Below are 22,074 nucleotides of genomic sequence, written 5' to 3' on the forward strand. Positions count from 1 at the left end.
AAGAACTGGCTGTCAATAAAAAACCAGTATTTCTGACGAAATACTGGTTTTATATCAATATTCTATATCGTTAGATTAGAAGTGTACGCGGAAACCTAAGTGTGTACGATATCCTTTATCGCCACCTTTAATACGCGCTCTTTCGCCTTCTAAGAATACTTCAACATTTTTATGTACTTGGTGACCAACACCTAATGCAAACGCGTTAGCTTTAAGATCACCTACTTTATGAAGCTCATAAGTTGCATATAGTTTAGTAGCATCTGTTGCTTGGTATTTCAAACCGAATAATACAGCTTTTTCTTTAATTGAAGCTGTTTTAGCTTGTGAATAATCTACCGCGAATGCTACTGGACCATAGCTTAATTCACCAGCTACTGTAAATGCTTTACGATGTACGTTATCTACAATTTTTAATTGGCTATAACCAGCTTCAGCTTTGAAACCTACATCGCCAAATTGTTGTGCATAGAATGCGCCAACAACCCAAGCATTTTGGTTAACCATATCTTTATCAGCAGAACCGAATACATAGTCAACACCAAAACCGAAACCATTCCAAGTTGCAGAACGGAAATGAACTACTTTGTCACCAGCATCAACCATTTTGTTAATGCCATTTAATTCATAAGTGTAGTTAGCTAAGCCCACTTCATCACCAACAGTTAATTGGCGACCAAATGTTAACATACCAACATCTTCTAAATTGAACCCTGCGAATAAACGCTTAGTATGAATTTCATTACCTACGTTACCACCTTTGGTAAAACGAACTTCTAAATTCGCAAGTGCACTTAAACCTTCGCCTAAGTCTTGAGTACCTCTAACTACTAAACGAGAACCTTGATCTTTTAAATCTGTTCTTTCATCTGTATATTTAGTTAAAGTTAAGCGTGCTGAACCACCCACTTCTACTTTAGTACCGTCTTGGTTATAAACCACTGCCGCGTTTGCTGAAGTTGCTGCTACTGCTGCAACTGCTAATGCTACTAATGTCTTTTTCATAGTTAATTCCTTATTAGAAATCTATTATTATAACAATCAAGAATTGAACTATTCGTAAAATGAATAGTCAAAGCTCGCTTTACTAAAAGCAAGGCAATATTGCCAAAGAAAAAGAGAACGGTCAAATACAAAAGATAAGAAATTTTCGAAATGATGATGTAGATCACATTTTTTCAACAAAGATGACTATTTTTTAACCAAACATTTGTTAAACGGGACGGATACTGTCTAAATCTAAATGCGCATGAAAGCTGTCTTTTAACATATTAAGTTGTTGATCTTCCAATAAATCTTGTTGTGCTTGTTGCGCTAATTGATGATAAATTTGCTGCTGATGAGCAAATGGAGTGAGTTCGGAGTGTGTATCCTTCAACTCAATGTGTAATTTCATTGTTTGTTGAAAATATTGGCTTAAGCGCTCAGCTAAAAGCTTAACGGCATTATCACGTGCTAAATGTTGGTGAGTATTATCTAATGCTAAAACAAGCTTATTTTCTGTTTGCTCCAAAATTGTCGTATTTAAAGCGAACAATTTGGTTAAATGAGAACCGTTTAAATCTAATTGTTCAATTAATTTCGCCCAAGGATCGCGTTCTGCGGCAAGTTGGGTAATTTTGCGATCTAATTCTTCGGTTCGGTTGGCTAAAATCGCTTGCTTAATTTCGGAAGGACGAACAATATTGTTTTGTTCTTCAAGATCAGGGTTGAGCCAAGTCCAACGATATTCTTCGTCCTCTTGCGTTGCCTCATTATTATCAGAAAAATCTTGCTGATTTTGCACCGCACTTGTGGTTTCATTTGATGAAGTTGGTTGTATGCGTTGGGGCTGTGGTTCCTTTGGTGTTATATAATTAGCAGATTTTTCAACAATTGTTTCTGATTTAGCTGCCGCCTGTAATGGCTTTTTTGCTGCAAGATCCACCACAGGTAATTCTAATGCAGGTTTTTCGGGCGCTACTACGCTATTGTTTTTTTTTTCGATTTCTTGCGAGGAATGAGTATTAGCTTTTAATTTGCCCATTTGTTGTAAAGCTTTCAACGCAGGGCTCGTTGGCACATTATTCGCCACATCAGATGTTGAGCTATGTTGCTGATGCTGTGCCACATAACTTGATTTAATCGATTGCGACACCACTGGCATATCAACCAATTTTTCTGTTTTTTGCACCGCACTTTGAGATACTTCGTTTTGTGTTGAAGCAGAAGCTTGGCTAACACTTAATTTAGGATGAAAAGCAAGGGCTCGTAACAAAGTCATTTCCACGCCAACACGACGATTTGGCGCAAGAGCGAGTTCTTTGCGTCCCATTAATATGGTTTGATAGAAAAATTGTACATCTTCTGGCGCAATATGTTTGGCTAAAAAGCTTATTTGGCTTTCATCATTGGCTTGATTTGGTAGCAATTGTTTCATTGCGATTTGATGTAACAAATCGGCTAGCTCAATAAGCAATTGTTCCCAATCCGCCCCTTTTTCAGCCACCGCTTGTACCACTTGCATTAAGCGTTCGCCATTGCCTTGCTGCAAAGCATATAACAATTCAATAGGTTGGTTGTCATCAAGCAAACCTAACATCGCATTAACTACATCAACGCTCACATTGCCATTGGATAACGCAATTGCTTGGTCAGTCAAACTTAAACTATCACGAATACTGCCCTGCGCTGCTTTGCCGAGCTTATCAAGTGCGGTTAATTCATAAGGAATTTTTTCCGCCTCTAAAATTTCAGCTAAATGATGACTAATTTGCTGCGGCTCTAATGCTTTTAAATGAAATTGCATACAACGGGATAAAATCGTTACAGGCAATTTTTGCGGATCCGTCGTCGCCAGTAGAAATTTCACATATTCTGGCGGTTCTTCTAAAGTTTTCAATAAGGCATTAAAGGAATGGCGCGAGAGCATATGCACTTCGTCGATAAGATAGACTTTATACTTGCCTTGTACTGGTTTGTATTGCACATTATCAAGAAGCTCGCGAGTATCTTCGACTTTAGTACGAGAAGCGGCATCAATTTCAATTAAATCGATAAAATGCCCTTCTTCAATGGCTTTACAATGTTCACATTCGCCACAAGGATCCGCGCTTACGCCTTTAATGCAATTTAACCCCTTTGCAAATAAGCGAGCAATGGAGGTTTTACCCACACCACGCGTACCAGAAAATAAATAAGCATGATGTAAGCGGTTTTGTTGCAAACCATTGGACAGCGCAGCCAAAACGTGCTGTTGCCCAACCACTTCACTAAATGTTTTTGGTCGCCACTTACGTGCTAAAACTTGGTAACTCATGCTTATTCCTGATAAAAATTAATGACCTTCAAAATCCACTAAAGTGAAAGGCTCAACACCCAATTGGCGTAAGCGTTCTTCTCCGCCTAAATCTGGCAAGCTAATCACAAAAGCGGCATGCTTCACTTCGCCACCTAAGCGTTGTACCAATTTAACGCAAGCTTCTACTGTGCCGCCTGTGGCTAATAAATCATCGATAATTAATACTTTATCGCCTGCTTGGATCGAATCGGAATGGATTTCTAGCGTATCTTCACCATATTCTAATTGATAGTTTTGTGAGATCACTTCACGTGGTAATTTGCCTGGCTTGCGCACTAAAATAAAAGGTAATCCTAAAGCCACAGCAACAGGCGCACCAAAAATAAAACCTCGCGATTCAGTGCCGATAATTTTAGTAATACCACTCTGTTTAAATTTTTCTGCAATTAAATTAATTGTGGCAGAAAATGCAGCAGGCACTTCGGTTAAACTGGTGATATCGCGGAAAATAATTCCTTCTTTTGGATAGTTGGGAATTGATTTAATGGAAGATTTAATGAGTTGTTGTAATTCGTTCATAACTAGTCATCTTAAAAAGTGCGGTTAAAATTAAGCGAATTTTAACTTAGGATTAATCAGCGGAGAAATAGTATCATAGAAAAAACAAAAAATGCGGATAAATTTTACGATTTATTGTTATTATGATTTATAAATATTCTCGTCGTTTTTACGCGTTCTTAATAGTTGCAAAATCCATGCATATTGTTCAGGACTTGGCGTAACAAAACGTTCAATTTCTTCATTCATGGCACGAGCGGATTGCTGAGGATCATCACTCAGTTCCATGCAAGGATGAATTTCCATTTGATATTTGCCGAGCTGCGCGTTGTAGCGTGGAAACATTGGAATAACCACAGATTTACTTAACTTCGCCATTTTATTTAAACCCGGCAAAGTCGCCTTATAGGTGGCAAAAAAGTCCACAAATTCGCTGGCTTCAGCACCAAAATCTTCATCAGGCAAATAATAACCCATTTCGCCTTTTTTAATCGCAGCAAGAAAAGGTTTAATGCCATTTTGTCTTGCGTGCATTTTGCCGCCAAAACGCTCACGAACCGCAGTCCATAACCAATCCACCAACGGATTACGATGGGGATTATACATAGAGGTCATTGGCATACCATGGGTATGCAGAATAATACCCGATGCATCAATTGCCCAACTGTGTGGCACCATCAGAATAATATTATGCCCTGCTTGCTTTGCTTGTTGGATATATTCTAAACCAATAAATTCACTACGACGATGTAAATGCGCTTTAGATCTTAATGCGATTTCGCCAATACCAAGCATGACTTGCGCTAAAGTAACAAACATCTCATTAATCACTTGTTCGCGATATTGCTCAGTCCACTGAGGAAAACAATATTGCAAGTTTACTCTAGCTCGGTGTGCTTGTTTTTTCGCTTTACGCGCTACAATGACACCGATTTTAGCCGCCAATTTATCGCGTAATTTATAAGGAATAAAAGCCAATAGCGCCAAGAACGCCATTCCCAACCAAATTCCCCAATATTTTGGTTTTAAATAAGACCATGAAAATTGTGGCTCATAGCCCACACGTGCAGTTAATCGCACATTTTGTTGTGTATCCATTAACTAAACCAACCTTGATCAAACGCCATTTTAATCGTCATGATAAAAGACATAAGCACAACCATTGGACGAATGAGGGCTTTTCCCTTACTTAGCACCATTTTTGCACCTAAATTTGCGCCGATAATTTGCCCTGCCATCATGGCAAAACCCACCGTCCATAAAATTTTCCCACTGGCTAAAAATGCCAATAAAGAAGCAATATTTGATGTAAAATTCATCACTTTCGCATGAGCTGTGGCTTTAGTTAAGTTAAAACCAAGCAACATTACAAAGGCTAAACTAAAAATGGATCCTGTTCCAGGTCCAAAAAAACCATCATAAAATCCGACGCCAAAGCCAATAGTAAAAGCAAAAGCGGAATAAGAAATACGTTTTTGTCTGTCGTTTTCCCCCAATGTTGGAGTGAATAAAAAATACAGACCAATGGTGAGAATTAAAAAAGGTAAGACTTTTTTTATCACCGAACTATCAATAAGTTGGATCAAAATACTGCCTAATAACGATCCAATAAATGTCATCACAATCAATAGCCAAACTTCTTTTACATTAATGGCTTTCTGACGAATAAAATACAAGCTAGCGGAAAAAGAACCACCGCAAGCCTGCAGCTTATTCGTGCCTAATGCTATCGCAGGCGGAATTCCCAGCATTAATAATGCAGGAATGGTAATTAAACCTCCGCCCCCAGCAATTGCATCAATGAAGCCGGCAATAAATGCCACTGCAAATAAAAGCGCTATTAATTCTAAAGCAATTTCCACCGCACTTTCCTATTATTCCAACCACTCGCTACGTTTTGGCGAATTTAAAATTTGTTGACATAAAAATGGTTCAGGTGGCGTTACTTTTGGTTTAGTTGACGCAGTGGATGGCTTTTTCGGTTCAAACCATGAATAAAGCTCCGCACCACAACCATCGCCAGCAGGAACCGCAGCTTGATCTTCACAATAAGCTGCCCCCTGTGGACAAGCTAAACGCACATGGAAATGGCTATCATGTCCATACCAAGGACGAATTTTTTGTAACCAACCGCGCTCTGCTCGTTCAGACTGACAAAGTTTCACTTTAATCGCTGGGTTAACGAAAATACGCGTCACTTTGGGATCCTGAGCCGCTAATTTAATTAAAGTAAAATGGTTTTGATTCCAAATATTCTCATCCACTCGTTGCGCTGCACGATTAACAACCAGTAACCCTTTACCATCAGAATTTAAAGCGTCAGAGTCCGACATTTCGCCCATGCGTAACCAAATATCTGCATCCAATCCCATTTGATGACTAGCATGCCCCGTTAAAAAACGTCCACCACCTGGCATAGCAATATCGCCCACCAACATTTTTGGCAAGCCCGCATTTTTCACACGTTTACCTAGGCGTTGTAAATATTGAATCATATCAGGATGACCATAATAACGGTTTTTATTCATACGGATCACCTGATAGCCATCGCCTTTATAAGGCAATGCTTGCGCACCAATAATACAACCATTGGTATAAGTTCCCACTGGTTCTGCTTTTCCATTTTCAGTAGGAATAGGACGTTTTACGCGTTGCCAGTCCACTGGTGAGGCAGATACCATTGTTGCTGCTAAAAGTGCGGTTAAAAAAAGAGAGGTTTTATATAATTTTTTCATTTTATACCAGTTTAAATAAGTTATTCATTATTTACATTGTGCTTTAAAACGTAACAAATGATCCAATAACACAATTGCGACCATCGCTTCTGCGATAGGTACTGCTCGAATGCCCACACAAGGATCATGACGGCCTTTGGTCACCACTTCAACTTCTTCATTATTCAGATTTACTGAGCGCCCAGGGATAGTAATACTGGAAGTCGGTTTTAATGCGATGGTTGCAATTATCGGTTGACCCGAGCTAATCCCCCCTAAAATGCCTCCTGCATGATTTGACAAAAAGCCTTGTGGTGTCATTTCATCGCGATGTTCTGAACCTCGTTGTGCCACCACAGCAAAACCATCGCCAATTTCAACTGCTTTCACTGCATTAATCCCCATTAATGCATGGGCAAGATCCGCATCAAGGCGGTCAAAAACAGGTTCGCCTAACCCCACTGGCACATTCTCTGCTACAACGGTAAGTTTCGCCCCAATTGAATCGCCTTCTTTTTTCAAAGTGCGGATCAATTCATCGAATTTTTCCACCGCACTTTGATCCGGACAGAAGAAGGGATTACTATTTACATAATTCCAATCAATTTTCTCTAACTGCTGTTGCTCAATTTGAATATCGCCAATTTGAGATAAAAAGCCACGAATTTGAATACCAAATTGTTCACGCAAATATTTTTTAGCAATGGCGCCTGCTGCCACACGCATTGCAGTTTCTCGAGCAGAAGAACGACCACCACCACGATAATCACGCAAACCGTATTTTTGTTGGTAAGTAAAATCAGCATGCCCTGGGCGGAAACGATCTTTAATTTCGCCATAATCTTGCGAACGCTGATCCCCATTTTTGATTAACATACCAATACTGGTGCCAGTGGTTTTACCTTCAAACACACCAGACAAAATCTGCACTTCGTCATCCTCACGACGCGGTGTGGTATAACGAGATGTTCCCGGCTTACGACGATCTAAATCGGGTTGAATATCTGCTTCAGAAAGGCTCATTCCCGGTGGCACACCGTCAACGATACAGCCCAATGCAATACCATGCGATTCACCAAAAGTCGTTACACGAAACAACTGCCCAATACTATTTCCTGCCATATTATTCCCTTAATTTGGTAATGTTAATTTGGTTTCTGATACTTTAATTTCTTCATTCGTTGTATTGTTTTTAATAAAGACATCCAACTGATTAAAGGCAATATCAATATTATTTTGGTTAAATAACTCATTCACACGACGATTTAAGAAATCAACCGTCGGGTTACGATCACTTAACTTACCCACATATAAACGCAATTCGTGATCTAAGGTGCTTGCCCCAAAGGTTAAGAAATACACGACAGGTTCTGGATCTTTGAGTACACGATCACATTCACTTGCCGCCTGTAATAAAAGTTGCTTAGTTAATTCCAAATCGGAGCCATAAGCGACCCCCACTTGAATAACCACTCGAGTTACTGAATCATTTAATGCCCAGTTCACAATGCGATCTGTAACGAAAGACTGGTTAGGAATAATCACTTCCTTACGATCAAAATCAATAATAGTGGTTGAACGAATACGAATTTTTGAAATGGTACCTGAGTATTCGCCAATGGTCACTACGTCCCCGACTCGGACGGGACGTTCAAATAAGATAATAATGCCCGAAACAAAATTCGCAAAAATCGCTTGTAAACCGAAACCTAAACCAACAGAAAGTGCAGCGAAAAGCCATTGTAATTTTGACCAAGACATTCCCAAGGTCGAAAAGGCTAAACTCGCACCAAATGCAATAATAAAATAGGTTAATAATGTGGTGATGGTATAAGGCGTTCCCTGTGAAAAATCAAAGCGAGAGAAAATTAAAATTTCCAAAATACCGCCAATATTACGCACTAAGGCATAAGTTACCATCACAATAATAATCGCCAGTAGCAGATTAAGTAAGGTGATGGATTCTAAAACGGTGCCAGTTTCCGTTACGACGGCTTGCTGCCAAAGTGTCACGCCTTGTAAATAATAAGCAACGCCAATTAAATCGGCCCAAACCCAATATAACATCGCAAATAGAACGACCATTAAAATCAAATCTGTCATACGTAAGATTTGATCTTTCACCTGTGCGATGCCTAAGCTTTCATTTTGTTGTAAATCAACACTTAAGCCTAATTCTTCCTCCGATTCAGATCGCGCTAAAGCTTGTTGCTCACGTTTTTCTTTAAAACGTTGATAGGTTAAACGACGAGAAGAAACGCCTAAACCGCGATAAATCACATTACGTAATACTAACCAAATCACGCACACGAAATAAGAGGACATCAGATGATCCATCAAATTAAGCGCGGTGTAATAATAGCCCATTGCTACCAGTACAGTGAGTACAATCGGCGAAATCACTAATAAAATGCGAATAATATGGAATATCCAATGGATTGTTTTGCTTTCTTGTGCCTTCGCCGAATTACCATAAGATTTCACCGCACTTTGCATACGCAACCCAATGATAAATAACGAAATGATCAAGACTGAGATCGTCATTACCTGACCAATCACATCATTTGGAATCCCTGTTTCTAAATGAGTGAAAATTGAAGCATTAATCCATAATGCAGAGATCCATACTGAACGTTTAAGTACTTTATGGAAGGTTTCTACACTTTCTTTCGGCATATTGAAATGACGATAAGCAATGCCATCAGGATGTAACATGGCGAGCATAAAAGCGAAGAACCACCAATAGATCCCCATTTGCAGAATCCAAGGGAAAACCACGAATGGATCTTTTAAACACACATAAGCGGCAAAGAATAAACTGGCTATAAAAAATAAAGTGCTTGGTAAGCATAATATAAGCACCAATGCAATGGCTTTAGGCGTGTTCCAATGGCTATCAGAATTAAGTGTATTCACTCGTTTAGCAATTTCTTGCAAATGTTTACCAATCTTTTGTTTTTGTGAGCGAATAAAGAATGCCACCGCCAATAGCACCACAATTAATGCACCGGTTGAAATAAAATCATTACGCCAATTGGAAAAATCAATTAATTTAACAATTTCAGTTAATTCAAGCTGTAGCGCAGGCAAAAAATTAGCAAACCAATCTAAATCAATAGGCGCATTACTTCTTACCCAGAAACTCTGTTGTTGTAATTTACCCTGCAATTCATCACTAATTGCTGTCACTTGTTTTTGGTTTAATTCAATGGTAATCGCTAAATTTAATTGATTATTTAACGAATTCACAATATCTGATAAGAGTTTACGACGCTCTTGTAATACTGGGCCTAACTGTGTTTTTTCTGCTGTAGTAAAGGTCGTTTTACTTTTTGCTTCTAAATTCGCAATATAAGTTTGGATATCATAAAGATTATCGCGCTCTTCCGTTACATCAAAAATTTTCACGCGTAAATCGGTAATACGTTTAGATAAACCGCTAATCATTTGATCTTGCGGCAATAAATTTTTTTGCTTATTGATAATGCGAGATAACACCAATGTGCCTTGTAATGCACTAATTTGATCATCAATGTTGCGCTGTGTTTGCTGTAAATTATCTAACACATTTTTAATACGGATATTATCTTGCGATAAAGTATTCATTAATGTGGTTTGCTGAACTAATTCTTGGCTTAGCTTCACATTCAGCTCTAACTGTTCCGCAAGCAAAGGATTACTCACATCTGTTTTGTCTTGTTGTTTGGTCAGCTGATCCGCTTGCAGTTTAGATTCATCAAGATATTTTTGGTTAATCGCATCCTGTAACGCTGCAACTTGCGCTTGTAACTGAGTTTGCTCCAAATTTTTATCTTCTAATTGGATAGAATAAAGGGAGGTGATGGCATTATTTCCTTGTAAAGCCAATTTATTGAAGTTGTTTTGCAGTTCAATAAAAACGAGCTCTGTTTCTAACCGCACTTTCTCGGCTGAAGTGAGCGTGCTATTCGCTAAGGCTTTATTAATTTCTTGTGTACGCGTTAAGTTGGCATTTAATGTGGCTTGCGCTCGTTCAGGCGCAGTTCTAATCATCGTAAGATCAGAATTTAATGTGGTAAGCACATTTTGAATTTGCTGCAATTCTTGCTGTGCCGAGGTTAACTTAGCTTGCATTTCAGCTGTGCTGAGTTTCGTCAAATCTACAGAAGTCGCAACTGTCTTCTTTAAACTATCTAAATGCTGCTGCGTTTTAAGCGTTAGGCTAGGAGCATTATTAATTTTATCTTCAAGCTGTTTAATTTCTGCTTTTTGTTGACTAATTCTAGTTAAAAAATTCAGCGTTTCTTCTAAATTTTGCACCACAATTTTATTATTAGGATCATTTTGATCTGCCGATTGTGCAGTTTTCAACTGCGACTGAATATCCGCCTCCGTTGGCAAATCAGCAAAACTGATGCTTGGCAATGCCATAAACACCGTAAAGAGTAAAAATAACTGGCGGATTGTTAAAAATTTATTCATAAAATTATCCTAATAAACGTGTTAATTCCTTGGCTAAAGCAGCCCTTGATATTTTAATTGCGCCCTGTTCACCTACTTGTTGTGGCAGCGGAAGATAACAAACTGGTTGTTTAAATTTTTCAATTCTATTACTTAACCATAATTTGAGTTCATCTACAAGTGCGGTGGAAAATTCAGTGGAAAAAACAATAAAAGCTACTGGGCGATAACCAAATTCTTCATCAGCTTTAGGTAAAATAAATACCTGCTTCACTTGAGGATGACACAAAATGAGGTTTTCAATTTCTTCTGGTTGAATATTTTCACCACCAGAAATAAACATATTATCCAAACGACCTTGGATATAAAGTTCCTCACCGTTCCAATAACCTTTGTCTTTAGTCTGTAACCAGCCTTGCGAATTCGTTAATGGTTGAATTTTTCCTTGAGCATAATACCCCAAACCTAATCCCGCACCTTTTAACCAAATTTCATTATCAACAATTTGGAACTCTCTCCCTTGCAATAAATTTCCCACACCAGAAGTCGAATCACATTTTTTTGCAAATACTGTAGAAGCCATTTCTGTCATGCCATAACCACAATAAGCTTGGATACCAAGTGCGGTTAAATTTTGCGTTAATTCTGCGGGAATATGTGAGCCCCCCAATAAAACTGAGCGAATTTGCACCGCACTTTGCGGATGTTGCTGCCAATAATCCAATAAACGCTGCGCTTGGGTTGGTACTAAAGATGCATGAGTTGAGCGGAATAAATCTGCATAAAAATTATCACTAGGCAAAATCAGCTCAGCCCCTTGTAACAACCAACGCCACACAATGCCCTGTCCTGACACATGATATAAAGGCAAAGAAAACAACCAACTGTCTTCAGTGCTAAAGTGCATTAACTCACACACGCCTTTCGCATTATCCAAATGGTTTTGCATAAGATGAATAATAGCTTTTGGGGTGCCTGTTGATCCTGAAGTCAGCGTTAAAGTTAAACTTTGCGCTGAAAATTGAGGATTGTTCCATTGTTGAATAATACGATCGGATTGACAATCGATCCAATAGCGGATGCCATTCTGCTCACATAATGTAGCGATTTTAGCTTGAGGAAAGGCAGGATTAAGCAATAATACGGGCATTTCGCATTGCAATGCTGCGAGATAATAACTCAACAAGGCGAAACTATTTTTGCCTGAAATTGCAATAGCAAAGCCAGTTGAATCAGGCAATTGCTTTAGAATAGCGACTTTTTGCGCAATTTGCTCATTCAGTGCTGACCAAGTAAAAGCAATGCCCTGCGAAAAATCTCGCAAGGCAATCTTATGTGGATATGTGCTGGCATATTGTTGCCAAGGGAACAAATCTGTCACGATTAACCGCCAACGAATGCGTTTTTAACCTCTTCAATCACTTCATGTGGCAATTTCATTTCGCGCATAACAGCTTCTAACATGATCATTTTACGACCGCTATTATTATTGGTAATCACCCAATAAGGCGTGTTAGGAATCGCTTTCGGTTTGGTATGATTGCCCGCTTGTAATAATGTTTTCTCATCTTGCGCAAAATAAAGACGCGTTCTTCCTTGCACATTTTCAGAAGCAATAGCATTAGCAAAGGCTGTTGGGTTGATTTGATAAAGTGCAGTTAAAAGTGAAAGGAAACGTAACACGCCTTTACTCTCTTGTTTGAAAGCTTCTGATGCCAATAATTGCAAAATAGGATTTAAGGTATTTTGATCAGATAATACCTTGTCGTTACCTAAATCTTGTTGATTTTGCACCGCACTTTCCAAGCGCATTTCCATTTGCTCAACAGGTTTGACTTCCGTTTGAGTTGGAACGGGTTCAGGCTCAACAACAGGTGTCACTTCTAACGCAGTAGAACTCACACTTGAAGAAGATAAATGTAATAAACGACGTAAAATATCGGAGGCGCTTTCGCCAATAGATTGGGTATGACTAGCAATGTATTGGTATAATTCTTCATCAACTTCAATAATTTTCATTTATGCTTCTCACAAAACTTGATTCAAATAAGGATTTCTCGCATTATACCCGCATCTTTGTAAATTCTCCATGTAAAAAATAATGTCAATTCAACAATTACTTCACTACCAATTTACACCTTGTGAAAACAGCAAACAACCTACCTTAGTCTTTATTCATGGATTATTCGGCGATATGAATAATCTCGGCGTGCTTGCGCGAGCTTTTAGCGATCACTACCCTATTTTGCGGGTTGATTTGCGCAATCATGGACAGAGTTTTCATAGCGATGAAATGAACTATGAGGCAATGGCACAAGATATCGTGAAATTAGTTGAACATTTACAATTAGATAAGCTGATTTTGATTGGTCATTCCATGGGCGGAAAAACCGCAATGAAAGTGGCGACGCTAATTCCTGAACTCATAGAAAAGTTAGTTGTAATTGATATTGCGCCTGTGGCTTACTCTCATCGCTGGCATGATAAGGTGTTTGCAGGATTGTTTGCGGTCGCTGAAAGCAACGCAGAAACACGCCAACAAGCAAAACCAATTTTGGCAAAATATATTGAAGATGAAAGCGTACAGCAATTTATGCTGAAATCTTTTGATATCAATTCTACACAAAAATTTCGCTTTAATTTCACCGCACTTTATCAGCATTATGATGAGATTATGGGCTGGGATAATCAAGTTGCCACAAAAGTAAAAACACTCTTTATTAAAGGTGGTTTATCCAACTACATTTCAGAGCAAGATACAAATGCTGTTCTTGCGCAATTTCCTCTTGCCACCTCATTTACCATTAATGGCGCGGGACATTGGGTGCATGCAGAAAAACCGGAGTTTGTCATTCGAGCAATTCAACGTTTTTTACAATCAGATTAATCGTTTTTAACATTTAATTTATTGTGGAATTATGGTATAGTTCAACAAATTTTCTCTAGTAGTCAATCATTCTCATTATTAATGGCATGATTGTTAGTATGAAATTAAACAGTGAATTAAAACATGGCAAAGCAAGATGCAGATTGCATTACATTAGATCTCTTTGCTGATCAACGTCGAGTAGGAAGACCAAGAACAAATCCACTTAGTCGTGAACAACAAATTCGGGTAAATAAACGTAATCAACTTCGCCGCGATCGCTCAAGTGGTTTAAAACGTGTCGAATTAAAATTACACCTCGAATTAGTGCAGCAATTAGAAGAACTCGCTTCAATTAATAATATAAGTCGATCTGAAATGATCGAAAACATCTTACAAGATTACTTCAATATTCAAGGAAATAGGTAAATAACATGGCTATTGTTGGTTTATTTTACGGTAGTGACACAGGCAACACAGAAAATATTGCGAAAATGATCCAAAAGCAACTAGGCAGCGAATTAGTTGATATTCGTGACATCGCCAAAAGTAGCAAAGAAGACATTGAAAAATATGATTTTTTAATGTTCGGTATTCCGACTTGGTATTATGGCGAAGCACAATGTGATTGGGATGATTTCTTCCCAACTTTAGAAGAAATTGATTTCACAGACAAATTAGTCGCGATTTTCGGTTGTGGTGACCAAGAAGATTATGCAGATTATTTCTGCGATGCCATGGGTACTGTTCGTGAAATTATCGAACCACATGGCGCAATCGTGGTAGGTCATTGGTCAACAGAGGGATATAGTTTCGAATCTTCACGTGCATTATTAGATGAAAATACCTTTGTAGGTTTATGTATTGATGAAGATCGTCAACCGGAATTAACTGCCGCTCGTGTTGAAACCTGGGTTAAACAAGTTTACGATGAAATGTGTTTAGCTGAATTAGCATAAGGAATGTTAATATGTCCGAAGAAAATATCAAACTATTAAAAAAAGCTGGGTTAAAGATCACTGAGCCTCGCTTAACCATTTTAGCCCTTATGCAAGAGCATAAGATGGAACATTTCTCTGCTGAAGATGTATACAAAATGTTGTTAGAGAAAGGTGAAGAAATTGGTTTAGCGACCGTTTATCGTGTATTAAACCAATTTGATGAAGCAAAAATTTTGGTTCGTCATAACTTTGAAGGCAACAAATCGATCTTTGAATTAGCCCCGACAGAACACCATGATCACATCATTTGTGTGGATTGCGGAAAAGTCTTTGAATTCAATGATACTATCATTGAAGAACGCCAAAAAGCGATCAGCAAAGAACATGGTATTCAACTGGAAAACCACAGTTTATATCTCTATGGAAAATGTACTGATATTAACAAATGTGAGAAATAAATTCCTCCCAAAAGTGCGGTGAAAAACACCGCACTTTTTTCTTATTTTTTGCCTAAAAAAGCCAATTACCTTTAGGCGAAATTGCCCTTTTTATGCTATAATTTCGCTAATTTTTTTATACAGATTAGGAAATTATCAATGTCTGAATTAACACAAGATATTATCCCTGTGAGCATTGAAGAAGAACTAAAATCTTCTTATCTTGACTATGCCATGTCGGTCATTGTTGGACGTGCGTTACCCGATGTGCGCGATGGTTTAAAACCTGTACACCGACGCGTTCTTTTTTCAATGGATCAAAGCGGCAATACACATAATAAATCCTATGTAAAATCGGCGCGTGTTGTGGGCGATGTTATCGGTAAATACCACCCACATGGCGATAGTGCGGTTTATGACACCATTGTGCGTATGGCTCAGCCCTTTTCTTTACGCTATATGCTTGTGGATGGTCAAGGTAACTTCGGTTCAATTGATGGCGATGCGCCGGCTGCAATGCGTTATACCGAAGTACGTATGCAAAAAATCACACAGGAATTATTAACTGATTTAGACAAAGAAACCGTTGATTTCTCGCCAAACTACGATGGCAAAGAAATGATTCCTGATGTGTTACCAACGAAGATTCCAGCACTTTTAGTCAATGGTTCATCAGGTATTGCTGTGGGTATGGCAACCAATATTCCTCCGCATAATTTAGGCGAGGTGATGGATGGCTGTCTTGCTTACATTGATAACGAAGATATCAGCATTGATGAACTCATGCAATTTATTCCAGGTCCTGACTTTCCAACTGCTGCACTGATTAATGGTCGTCGAGGTATTGAAGAAGCATATAAAACAGGCCGCGGTAAAGTTTACGTTCGTGCGAAAGCGACAGTTGAAGTAAATGATAAAGGACGTGAGCAAATTGTTATTACCGAAATTCCTTATCAAGTCAATAAAGCAAAATTAGTAGAAAAAATTGCTGAATTAGTGCGTGAAAAGAAAATTGAAGGTATCGCTAATGTGCTTGATCTCTCAAGTAAAGAAGGGATCCGCCTCGAAATTGATATTAAACGCGATGCGGTCGGCGAAGTGGTCTTAAATCATCTTTACGCGCTGACACAAATGCAAGTCACCTTCGGTATCAATATGGTCGCTTTAGATCATGGTCAACCGCGTTTATTCAACTTAAAACAAATTATTGAAGCCTTCGTCAAACATCGTCGTGAAGTCGTTACTCGCCGCACAGTGTTTGAATTACGCAAAGCTCGCGAGCGCGCACATATTTTAGAAGGTTTAGCAATTGCTCTCGCTAATATTGATCCTGTTATCAATTTAATTCGTGCCTCAAAAACAGCAGAAGAAGCTCGTGAAGGCTTATTAGCACAACCTTGGCAATTAGGTAATGTTGCGCCAATGTTAGAAGCCGCAGGCGTTGACGCTTCACGTCCTGACGACTTACCAAAAGAATGTGGTATTCACAATGGCGAATACTATCTTTCAGATGCGCAAGCTCGTGCAATTTTAGAATTACGTCTACACCGTTTAACCGGTTTAGAACATGAAAAAATTGTTGATGAGTATAAAGAAATCTTAGTTCAAATTGGCGAATTATTACACATTCTGACCAGCACAGATCGTTTGCGTGAAGTGATTCGCGAAGAATTAGAATTAGTTAAACAAAATTTCAATGACGCTCGTCGAACAGAAATTACTGCTGCTTCTGGCGATATTAATTTAGAAGATCTCATCGCACAGGAAGATGTGGTTGTTACCCTTTCTCACGAAGGCTATGTGAAATATCAGCCATTAACTGACTATGAAGCACAGCGTCGCGGTGGTAAAGGAAAATCTGCGACCAAAATGAAAGAAGAAGATTTCATTGAGCGTTTATTAGTGGCAAATACTCATGACACTATTTTATGCTTCTCAAGTCGCGGTCGCCTCTATTGGTTGAAAGTCTACCAATTACCACAAGCAAGCCGCGGTTCACGTGGACGTCCAATTGTGAATATTCTACCATTAGAAGAAAATGAACGTATTACCGCTATTTTACCAGTAGCCAACTACGATGAAGATAAATTCGTGGTGATGGCAACCGCTGGCGGTATTGTGAAGAAAACTGCCCTCACCGAATTTAGTCGCCCACGTTCAAATGGTATCATTGCATTAAATTTACGTGATGAAGATGAGTTAATTGGCGTAGATATCACCGATGGTAGCAATGAAATCATGTTGTTCTCTGCTCAAGGTCGCGTGGTCAGATTCAGTGAAAATGCTGTTCGAGCAATGGGGAGAACCGCAACAGGTGTTCGTGGAATCAAACTTGCGCTTACCTTAGAGATGTCTGATGATGAAAGTGCGGTGGAAATTGAAGACGTTTCTGACGATAACGTAGAAGACAGTTTAGATTTAAATATCGACAAAGTGGTTTCCCTTGTGGTACCAAAAAATAATGGCGAAATTCTGACTGCAACTCAAAACGGTTATGGTAAACGTACAAAATTAGAAGAATATCCGACGAAATCACGTAATACCAAAGGTGTTATTTCCATTAAAGTAAGCGAACGCAATGGCAAAGTAGTTGCTGCAACACAAGTGGAAGAAACAGACCAAATTATGTTGATTACAGACGCGGGAACGCTTGTGCGCACTCGTGTGAGTGAAGTCAATATTATTGGACGTAACACGCAAGGTGTTCGCTTAATTCGTACTGCAGAAAACGAACAAGTTGTTAGCTTAGAACGCGTAGCTGAACCAGAAGAAGATGAATTTGATGGTGAAAGCGCGGTGGAAAATTCGGAAGAATAATCGACTGTTCTGAGTAACATAAAACCAGTTGTTAAAATTAAAATGCGGTGTATTTTTAATCGTTATAAAAATCGATAAAAATACACCGCACTTTTATTATGATCTAAATCACAAAACGGAAATTTAACCTTCTTCTAACATTCACTTCCTACCTCGCAAGTGGTAAACTCCATGTAGTTTATTTATATTCATGAGGATTATTTCTATGACAGCATTTCGTATTGAAAAAGACACCATGGGCGAAGTTCAAGTACCAGCAGATAAATACTGGGCAGCACAAACTGAACGTTCTCGTAATAATTTCAAAATTGGTCCTGAAGCCTCTATGCCAAAAGAAATTATTGAAGCTTTTGGTTATTTGAAAAAAGCAGCGGCTTATGCCAACCATGAATTAGGTGTGTTAGCAGTCGAAAAACGTGATTTAATTGCACAAGCTTGTGATGAAATTCTAGCAAACAAATTAGATGATCAATTCCCACTTGTCATTTGGCAAACAGGTTCTGGTACACAATCAAACATGAACCTTAACGAAGTGATTTCAAATCGCGCACATGTGTTAAATGGTGGAAAACTTGGCGAGAAATCTATTATTCACCCAAATGATGATGTGAATAAGTCCCAATCTTCAAATGACACCTACCCAACTGCAATGCACATTGCGGCTTATAAAAAAGTAGTTGAAGTGACCATTCCTTGCGTAGAGCGTTTACAAAAAACCTTCGCACAAAAAGCAGAAGCCTTTAAAGATGTAGTGAAAATTGGTCGTACTCATTTAATGGACGCAACACCATTAACATTAGGTCAAGAATTCAGCGCTTATGCTGCACAATTAGATTTTGGCTTACGTGCATTGAAAAATACCTTACCACATTTAGCACAATTAGCTTTAGGTGGTACTGCGGTAGGTACGGGTTTAAATACACCAAAAGGCTATGATGTAAAAGTAGCAGATTACATTGCAAAATTCACTGGCTTACCATTTGTGACCGCAGAAAATAAATTTGAAGCTTTAGCAACTCATGATGCAGTTGTTGAAACTCATGGCGCATTAAAACAATTAGCGGTTTCTTTATACAAAATCGCCAATGACATTCGTTTATTAGCATCAGGTCCTCGTTCTGGTATCGGTGAAATTTTAATCCCTGAAAATGAACCAGGTTCATCAATCATGCCAGGTAAAGTAAACCCAACCCAATGCGAAGCAATGACCATGGTTTGTGCACAAGTATTAGGTAATGACACCACGATTTCTTTTGCGGGAACACAAGGTCATTTCCAATTAAATGTGTTTAAACCTGTTATGGCAGCCAACTTCTTACAATCAGCACAATTATTAGCAGATGTTTGCGTATCATTCGATGAACATTGTGCTGTAGGTATTGAACCTAACTACCCTCGCATTAAGAAACAATTGGATGATTCTTTAATGTTAGTAACCGCACTTAATACCCATATCGGTTATGAAAATGCAGCGAAAATCGCTAAAACAGCCCATAAAAATGGCACAACATTAAAAGAAGAAGCAATCAACTTGGGCTTAGTGACTGCTGAACAATTTGATGAATGGGTAAGACCGGAAGATATGGTCGGTTCATTAAAATAATTAACTAAATTATGACAAGGCTCAAATTTTTGAGCCTTTTTTATTGCATAGAAAATACAAATACCCTAGTATCAAACTCAACTTTATAAAGCAAAGGATGAGACGGATGAAAAACGAATTAATTTGTTATAAACGTATGCCTATTTGGACAAAAGAAAGTTTACCGCAAATGTTCCAGCAAAAGCATAATACTAAGGTGGGCACTTGGGGAAAATTAACTATTCTAAAAGGTCAGCTTAATTTTTATGAGCTGGATGAAAATGGCGATATTCTTAGCGAGTCTGTTTTTAGCAGCAACGATACCACTTTTATCGAGCCGCAAGTTTGGCATAAAATCGAAGCTATATCTGATGATTTAGAATGTTACTTAGAATTTTATTGTAAAAAAGAAGATTACTTTTCTAAAAAATATAATATGACCGCCACACATTCAGAAGTGAAATCGGCCGTAGAAAGTATTTCACCTTGTAAAGTGCTTGATTTAGGCTGTGGGCAAGGTCGGAACTCTTTGTTCTTAAGCTTATTAGGCTATGATGTCACCTCTTGGGATCATAATCAAAATAGTTTGGCTTTCTTAAATGAAACCAAGGAAAAAGAAAATCTCGAAATGAACACCGCACTTTATGATATTAACAGCGCCAATATTCAAGAGAATTACGACTTTATCCTTTCTACCGTTGTGTTTATGTTCTTAAAACGAGAAGCGGTGCCTCATATCATTCAAAATATGCAGTCGCATACCAATAAAGGAGGCTACAATTTAATTGTTTCTGCAATGGATACTGATGATGTACCTTGTCCAATTCCTTTTTCATTTACCTTTAAAGAAAATGAGTTGAAGCAATATTATGCCGATTGGGAACTATTAAAATACAATGAAGAAATGGGTGAATTGCATAAAACCGATGAAAATGGCAATCGCATTAAGATGAAATTTGTTACAATGCTGGCAAAGAAGAAAGCCTAATTTTTCACCGCACTTTTACAAAAAAAGCGACCGAATTGGTCGCTTTTTTATATTTAATCTCGATTATTTAGCATCTTTTGCTAAACAAGCTGCCGCAGTAAATAATACGTCAGTTGATGAGTTTAATGCAGTTTCCGCTGAGTCTTGTAACACACCAATAACGAAACCTACCGCAATCACTTGAGCAGCCACATCTTCTGAAATACCGAATAAGCTACAAGCTAATGGAATTAATAATAATGAACCACCAGCAACACCTGAAGCACCACAAGCACAAACACTCGCTACCACGCTTAATAAGATAGATGTTGGGATAGACACTTCAATATTCAAAGTATTTACCGCTGCTAAAGCTAATACAGTGATAGTAATTGCAGCACCCGCCATGTTGATGGTTGCACCTAATGGAATAGATACAGAATAGGTTTCTTCATCGAGTTCTAAACGTTTTGCTAATTCCATATTTACTGGAATATTTGCTGCTGAACTACGAGTAAAGAATGCGGTTAAACCACTCACGCGGATACATTCCCAAACTAATGGATATGGGTTACGACGAATTTTCCAATACACCATAATTGGATTAATCACAAATGCCACAAAGGCCATTGCGCCAAGTAATACCGCTAGTAAACGTGCATAATCCCATAAAGCGCCTAAGCCTTTATCAGCTAGGGTTGAAGTAACTAAGCCAAACACACCAAATGGCGCTAAATTAATAACTAAATGCACAATTTTAGAAATCGCATCTGAAATATCATTAAATACGCTTTTAGTATTTTCTCTCGCGTGACGTAATACTAAACCTAATGCAATCGCCCAAGCTAAGATGCCGATGAAGTTACCTTTTGATAAAGCTACAATTGGGTTATCAAAAATATTAAGAATAACAGTTGTTAATACTTCACTGATTGATCCTGGAGGTGTTAATGAATTCTCAGCCGTTGTTAATGGAATTTCAACAGGGAACATAAAGCTTGCAATTACCGCTGTACAAGCTGCAAGGAAAGTACCTAAAACATAAAGCAGAATAATGGTTGACATATTACTTTTGGTACCAATACTACGATTTGCAATAGCTGAAACCACTAATACAAATACAAGAATTGGTGCAACCGCACGCAATGCGCGTACAAAAAGTGTACCTAAAATATTGAATTGTTCTGCTAAGTTCATACCTAACGTTGGTTCCAAGCTAGGTGAAATCACTGCAACAATAATACCAAGGAGCAAACCGATAGAAATGCGTTTAACCAGACTTCCTTGGAAAAAAAATGACAATAAAGGAGATGTTTTCATAATAATTCACTATATTACGCAAGCGATTGCCTGCCCTGTTAATCACACAGATCTGAAGATCCAACTATGCCGAGTAAAGATATCTGAAATTGCAACGAAAAGAAATATACAGACAAGAAAAAATCATATTTTTATTACAATAATTAAAAAAT

18 protein-coding genes are annotated in these 22,074 nt (G+C 38.3%); 7 read left to right on the forward strand and 11 right to left on the reverse strand.

From position 1 onward, the window contains the following. Positions 1 to 75: 75 nt before the first annotated feature. The 10 genes from ACUXZ4_RS08250 to seqA all read right to left on the reverse strand — a co-directional run bounded on the left by ACUXZ4_RS08250 (position 76) and on the right by seqA (position 13,011). Entirely contained in the window at positions 76 to 1,005 is a 930-nt protein-coding gene (locus ACUXZ4_RS08250) for a porin (protein WP_464972730.1), read from the reverse strand. Between the two features lie 208 nt (positions 1,006 to 1,213). Further along, the gene (gene dnaX / locus ACUXZ4_RS08255; protein WP_464972731.1) at positions 1,214 to 3,298 is read right to left on the reverse strand and encodes a DNA polymerase III subunit gamma/tau; all 2,085 of its coding nucleotides are present in this window, start codon (positions 3,296 to 3,298) and stop codon (positions 1,214 to 1,216) included. An 18-nt stretch (positions 3,299 to 3,316) separates the two neighbouring features. Then, positions 3,317 to 3,859, reverse strand: a complete 543-nt coding sequence (apt, locus tag ACUXZ4_RS08260; protein WP_464972732.1) for an adenine phosphoribosyltransferase — start codon at positions 3,857 to 3,859, stop codon at positions 3,317 to 3,319. Between the two features lie 120 nt (positions 3,860 to 3,979). After that, entirely contained in the window at positions 3,980 to 4,936 is a 957-nt protein-coding gene (gene lpxM, locus ACUXZ4_RS08265; RefSeq protein ID WP_464972733.1) for a lauroyl-Kdo(2)-lipid IV(A) myristoyltransferase, read from the reverse strand. After that, the gene (locus ACUXZ4_RS08270) at positions 4,936 to 5,700 is read right to left on the reverse strand and encodes a TSUP family transporter (RefSeq protein ID WP_464972734.1); all 765 of its coding nucleotides are present in this window, start codon (positions 5,698 to 5,700) and stop codon (positions 4,936 to 4,938) included. The genes lpxM and ACUXZ4_RS08270 overlap by 1 nt, the downstream gene beginning before the upstream one ends. 12 nt (positions 5,701 to 5,712) lie before the next feature. Next, complete coding sequence (gene mepA, locus ACUXZ4_RS08275) at positions 5,713 to 6,519, reverse strand: penicillin-insensitive murein endopeptidase (RefSeq protein ID WP_464974021.1); 807 nt, start codon at positions 6,517 to 6,519, stop codon at positions 5,713 to 5,715. 81 nt (positions 6,520 to 6,600) lie between these two features. Continuing rightward, complete coding sequence (gene aroC / locus ACUXZ4_RS08280) at positions 6,601 to 7,674, reverse strand: chorismate synthase (protein ID WP_464972735.1); 1,074 nt, start codon at positions 7,672 to 7,674, stop codon at positions 6,601 to 6,603. Positions 7,675 to 7,683: 9 nt separating this feature from the next. Next, positions 7,684 to 11,013 (reverse strand): mechanosensitive channel MscK, encoded by a 3,330-nt coding sequence (gene mscK, locus ACUXZ4_RS08285; RefSeq protein ID WP_464972736.1) that lies wholly within the window; start codon positions 11,011 to 11,013, stop codon positions 7,684 to 7,686. Between the two features lie 4 nt (positions 11,014 to 11,017). Next, complete coding sequence (menE, locus tag ACUXZ4_RS08290) at positions 11,018 to 12,364, reverse strand: o-succinylbenzoate--CoA ligase (RefSeq protein WP_464974022.1); 1,347 nt, start codon at positions 12,362 to 12,364, stop codon at positions 11,018 to 11,020. Positions 12,365 to 12,375: 11 nt separating this feature from the next. After that, on the reverse strand, positions 12,376 to 13,011 hold the full coding sequence (gene seqA, locus ACUXZ4_RS08295; RefSeq protein WP_464972737.1) for a replication initiation negative regulator SeqA: 636 nt from the start codon (positions 13,009 to 13,011) through the stop codon (positions 12,376 to 12,378). An 82-nt stretch (positions 13,012 to 13,093) separates the two neighbouring features. On the opposite strand from seqA, the gene ACUXZ4_RS08300 reads away from it, so the two are divergent. The 7 genes from ACUXZ4_RS08300 (at position 13,094) to tehB (ending at position 20,623) form a co-directional block, all read left to right on the forward strand. Beyond that, complete coding sequence (locus ACUXZ4_RS08300) at positions 13,094 to 13,879, forward strand: alpha/beta fold hydrolase (protein WP_464972738.1); 786 nt, start codon at positions 13,094 to 13,096, stop codon at positions 13,877 to 13,879. Between the two features lie 123 nt (positions 13,880 to 14,002). Continuing rightward, positions 14,003 to 14,287, forward strand: coding sequence for a LexA regulated protein (ybfE, locus tag ACUXZ4_RS08305; RefSeq protein ID WP_464972739.1), 285 nt, complete (start codon positions 14,003 to 14,005; stop codon positions 14,285 to 14,287). A 5-nt stretch (positions 14,288 to 14,292) separates the two neighbouring features. Further along, positions 14,293 to 14,817, forward strand: coding sequence for a flavodoxin FldA (fldA, locus tag ACUXZ4_RS08310; protein WP_464972740.1), 525 nt, complete (start codon positions 14,293 to 14,295; stop codon positions 14,815 to 14,817). Between the two features lie 11 nt (positions 14,818 to 14,828). Then, positions 14,829 to 15,257 carry a ferric iron uptake transcriptional regulator gene (fur, locus tag ACUXZ4_RS08315; protein ID WP_464972741.1) on the forward strand — a complete coding sequence of 143 codons (429 nt, stop codon included), beginning with the start codon at positions 14,829 to 14,831 and terminating at the stop codon, positions 15,255 to 15,257. A gap of 138 nt (positions 15,258 to 15,395) precedes the next feature. After that, the gene (gene gyrA, locus ACUXZ4_RS08320; RefSeq protein WP_464972742.1) at positions 15,396 to 18,053 is read left to right on the forward strand and encodes a DNA topoisomerase (ATP-hydrolyzing) subunit A; all 2,658 of its coding nucleotides are present in this window, start codon (positions 15,396 to 15,398) and stop codon (positions 18,051 to 18,053) included. A gap of 205 nt (positions 18,054 to 18,258) precedes the next feature. Next, on the forward strand, positions 18,259 to 19,656 hold the full coding sequence (gene fumC / locus ACUXZ4_RS08325) for a class II fumarate hydratase (protein WP_464972743.1): 1,398 nt from the start codon (positions 18,259 to 18,261) through the stop codon (positions 19,654 to 19,656). A 106-nt stretch (positions 19,657 to 19,762) separates the two neighbouring features. Continuing rightward, on the forward strand, positions 19,763 to 20,623 hold the full coding sequence (tehB, locus tag ACUXZ4_RS08330) for an SAM-dependent methyltransferase TehB (RefSeq protein WP_464972744.1): 861 nt from the start codon (positions 19,763 to 19,765) through the stop codon (positions 20,621 to 20,623). Positions 20,624 to 20,686: 63 nt separating this feature from the next. On the opposite strand, the gene sstT is transcribed toward tehB, so the two are convergent. Further along, positions 20,687 to 21,922 (reverse strand): serine/threonine transporter SstT, encoded by a 1,236-nt coding sequence (gene sstT / locus ACUXZ4_RS08335; RefSeq protein ID WP_464972745.1) that lies wholly within the window; start codon positions 21,920 to 21,922, stop codon positions 20,687 to 20,689. Positions 21,923 to 22,074 lie beyond the last annotated feature (152 nt).

The sequence above is a fragment of the Reella acinonychis genome (assembly GCF_052828705.1).

Coding starts and splice junctions, on each gene's coding strand:
- ACUXZ4_RS08250 (WP_464972730.1), bottom strand. CDS start 1,005: ATGAAAAAGACATTAGTAGCATTAGCAGTTGCAGCAGTAGCAGCAACT.
- dnaX (WP_464972731.1), bottom strand. CDS start 3,298: ATGAGTTACCAAGTTTTAGCACGTAAGTGGCGACCAAAAACATTTAGT.
- apt (WP_464972732.1), bottom strand. CDS start 3,859: ATGAACGAATTACAACAACTCATTAAATCTTCCATTAAATCAATTCCC.
- lpxM (WP_464972733.1), bottom strand. CDS start 4,936: ATGGATACACAACAAAATGTGCGATTAACTGCACGTGTGGGCTATGAG.
- mepA (WP_464974021.1), bottom strand. CDS start 6,519: ATGGTATCTGCCTCACCAGTGGACTGGCAACGCGTAAAACGTCCTATT.
- aroC (WP_464972735.1), bottom strand. CDS start 7,674: ATGGCAGGAAATAGTATTGGGCAGTTGTTTCGTGTAACGACTTTTGGT.
- mscK (WP_464972736.1), bottom strand. CDS start 11,013: ATGAATAAATTTTTAACAATCCGCCAGTTATTTTTACTCTTTACGGTG.
- seqA (WP_464972737.1), bottom strand. CDS start 13,011: ATGAAAATTATTGAAGTTGATGAAGAATTATACCAATACATTGCTAGT.
- ACUXZ4_RS08300 (WP_464972738.1), top strand. CDS start 13,094: ATGTCAATTCAACAATTACTTCACTACCAATTTACACCTTGTGAAAAC.
- ybfE (WP_464972739.1), top strand. CDS start 14,003: ATGGCAAAGCAAGATGCAGATTGCATTACATTAGATCTCTTTGCTGAT.
- fldA (WP_464972740.1), top strand. CDS start 14,293: ATGGCTATTGTTGGTTTATTTTACGGTAGTGACACAGGCAACACAGAA.
- fur (WP_464972741.1), top strand. CDS start 14,829: ATGTCCGAAGAAAATATCAAACTATTAAAAAAAGCTGGGTTAAAGATC.
- gyrA (WP_464972742.1), top strand. CDS start 15,396: ATGTCTGAATTAACACAAGATATTATCCCTGTGAGCATTGAAGAAGAA.
- fumC (WP_464972743.1), top strand. CDS start 18,259: ATGACAGCATTTCGTATTGAAAAAGACACCATGGGCGAAGTTCAAGTA.
- tehB (WP_464972744.1), top strand. CDS start 19,763: ATGAAAAACGAATTAATTTGTTATAAACGTATGCCTATTTGGACAAAA.
- sstT (WP_464972745.1), bottom strand. CDS start 21,922: ATGAAAACATCTCCTTTATTGTCATTTTTTTTCCAAGGAAGTCTGGTT.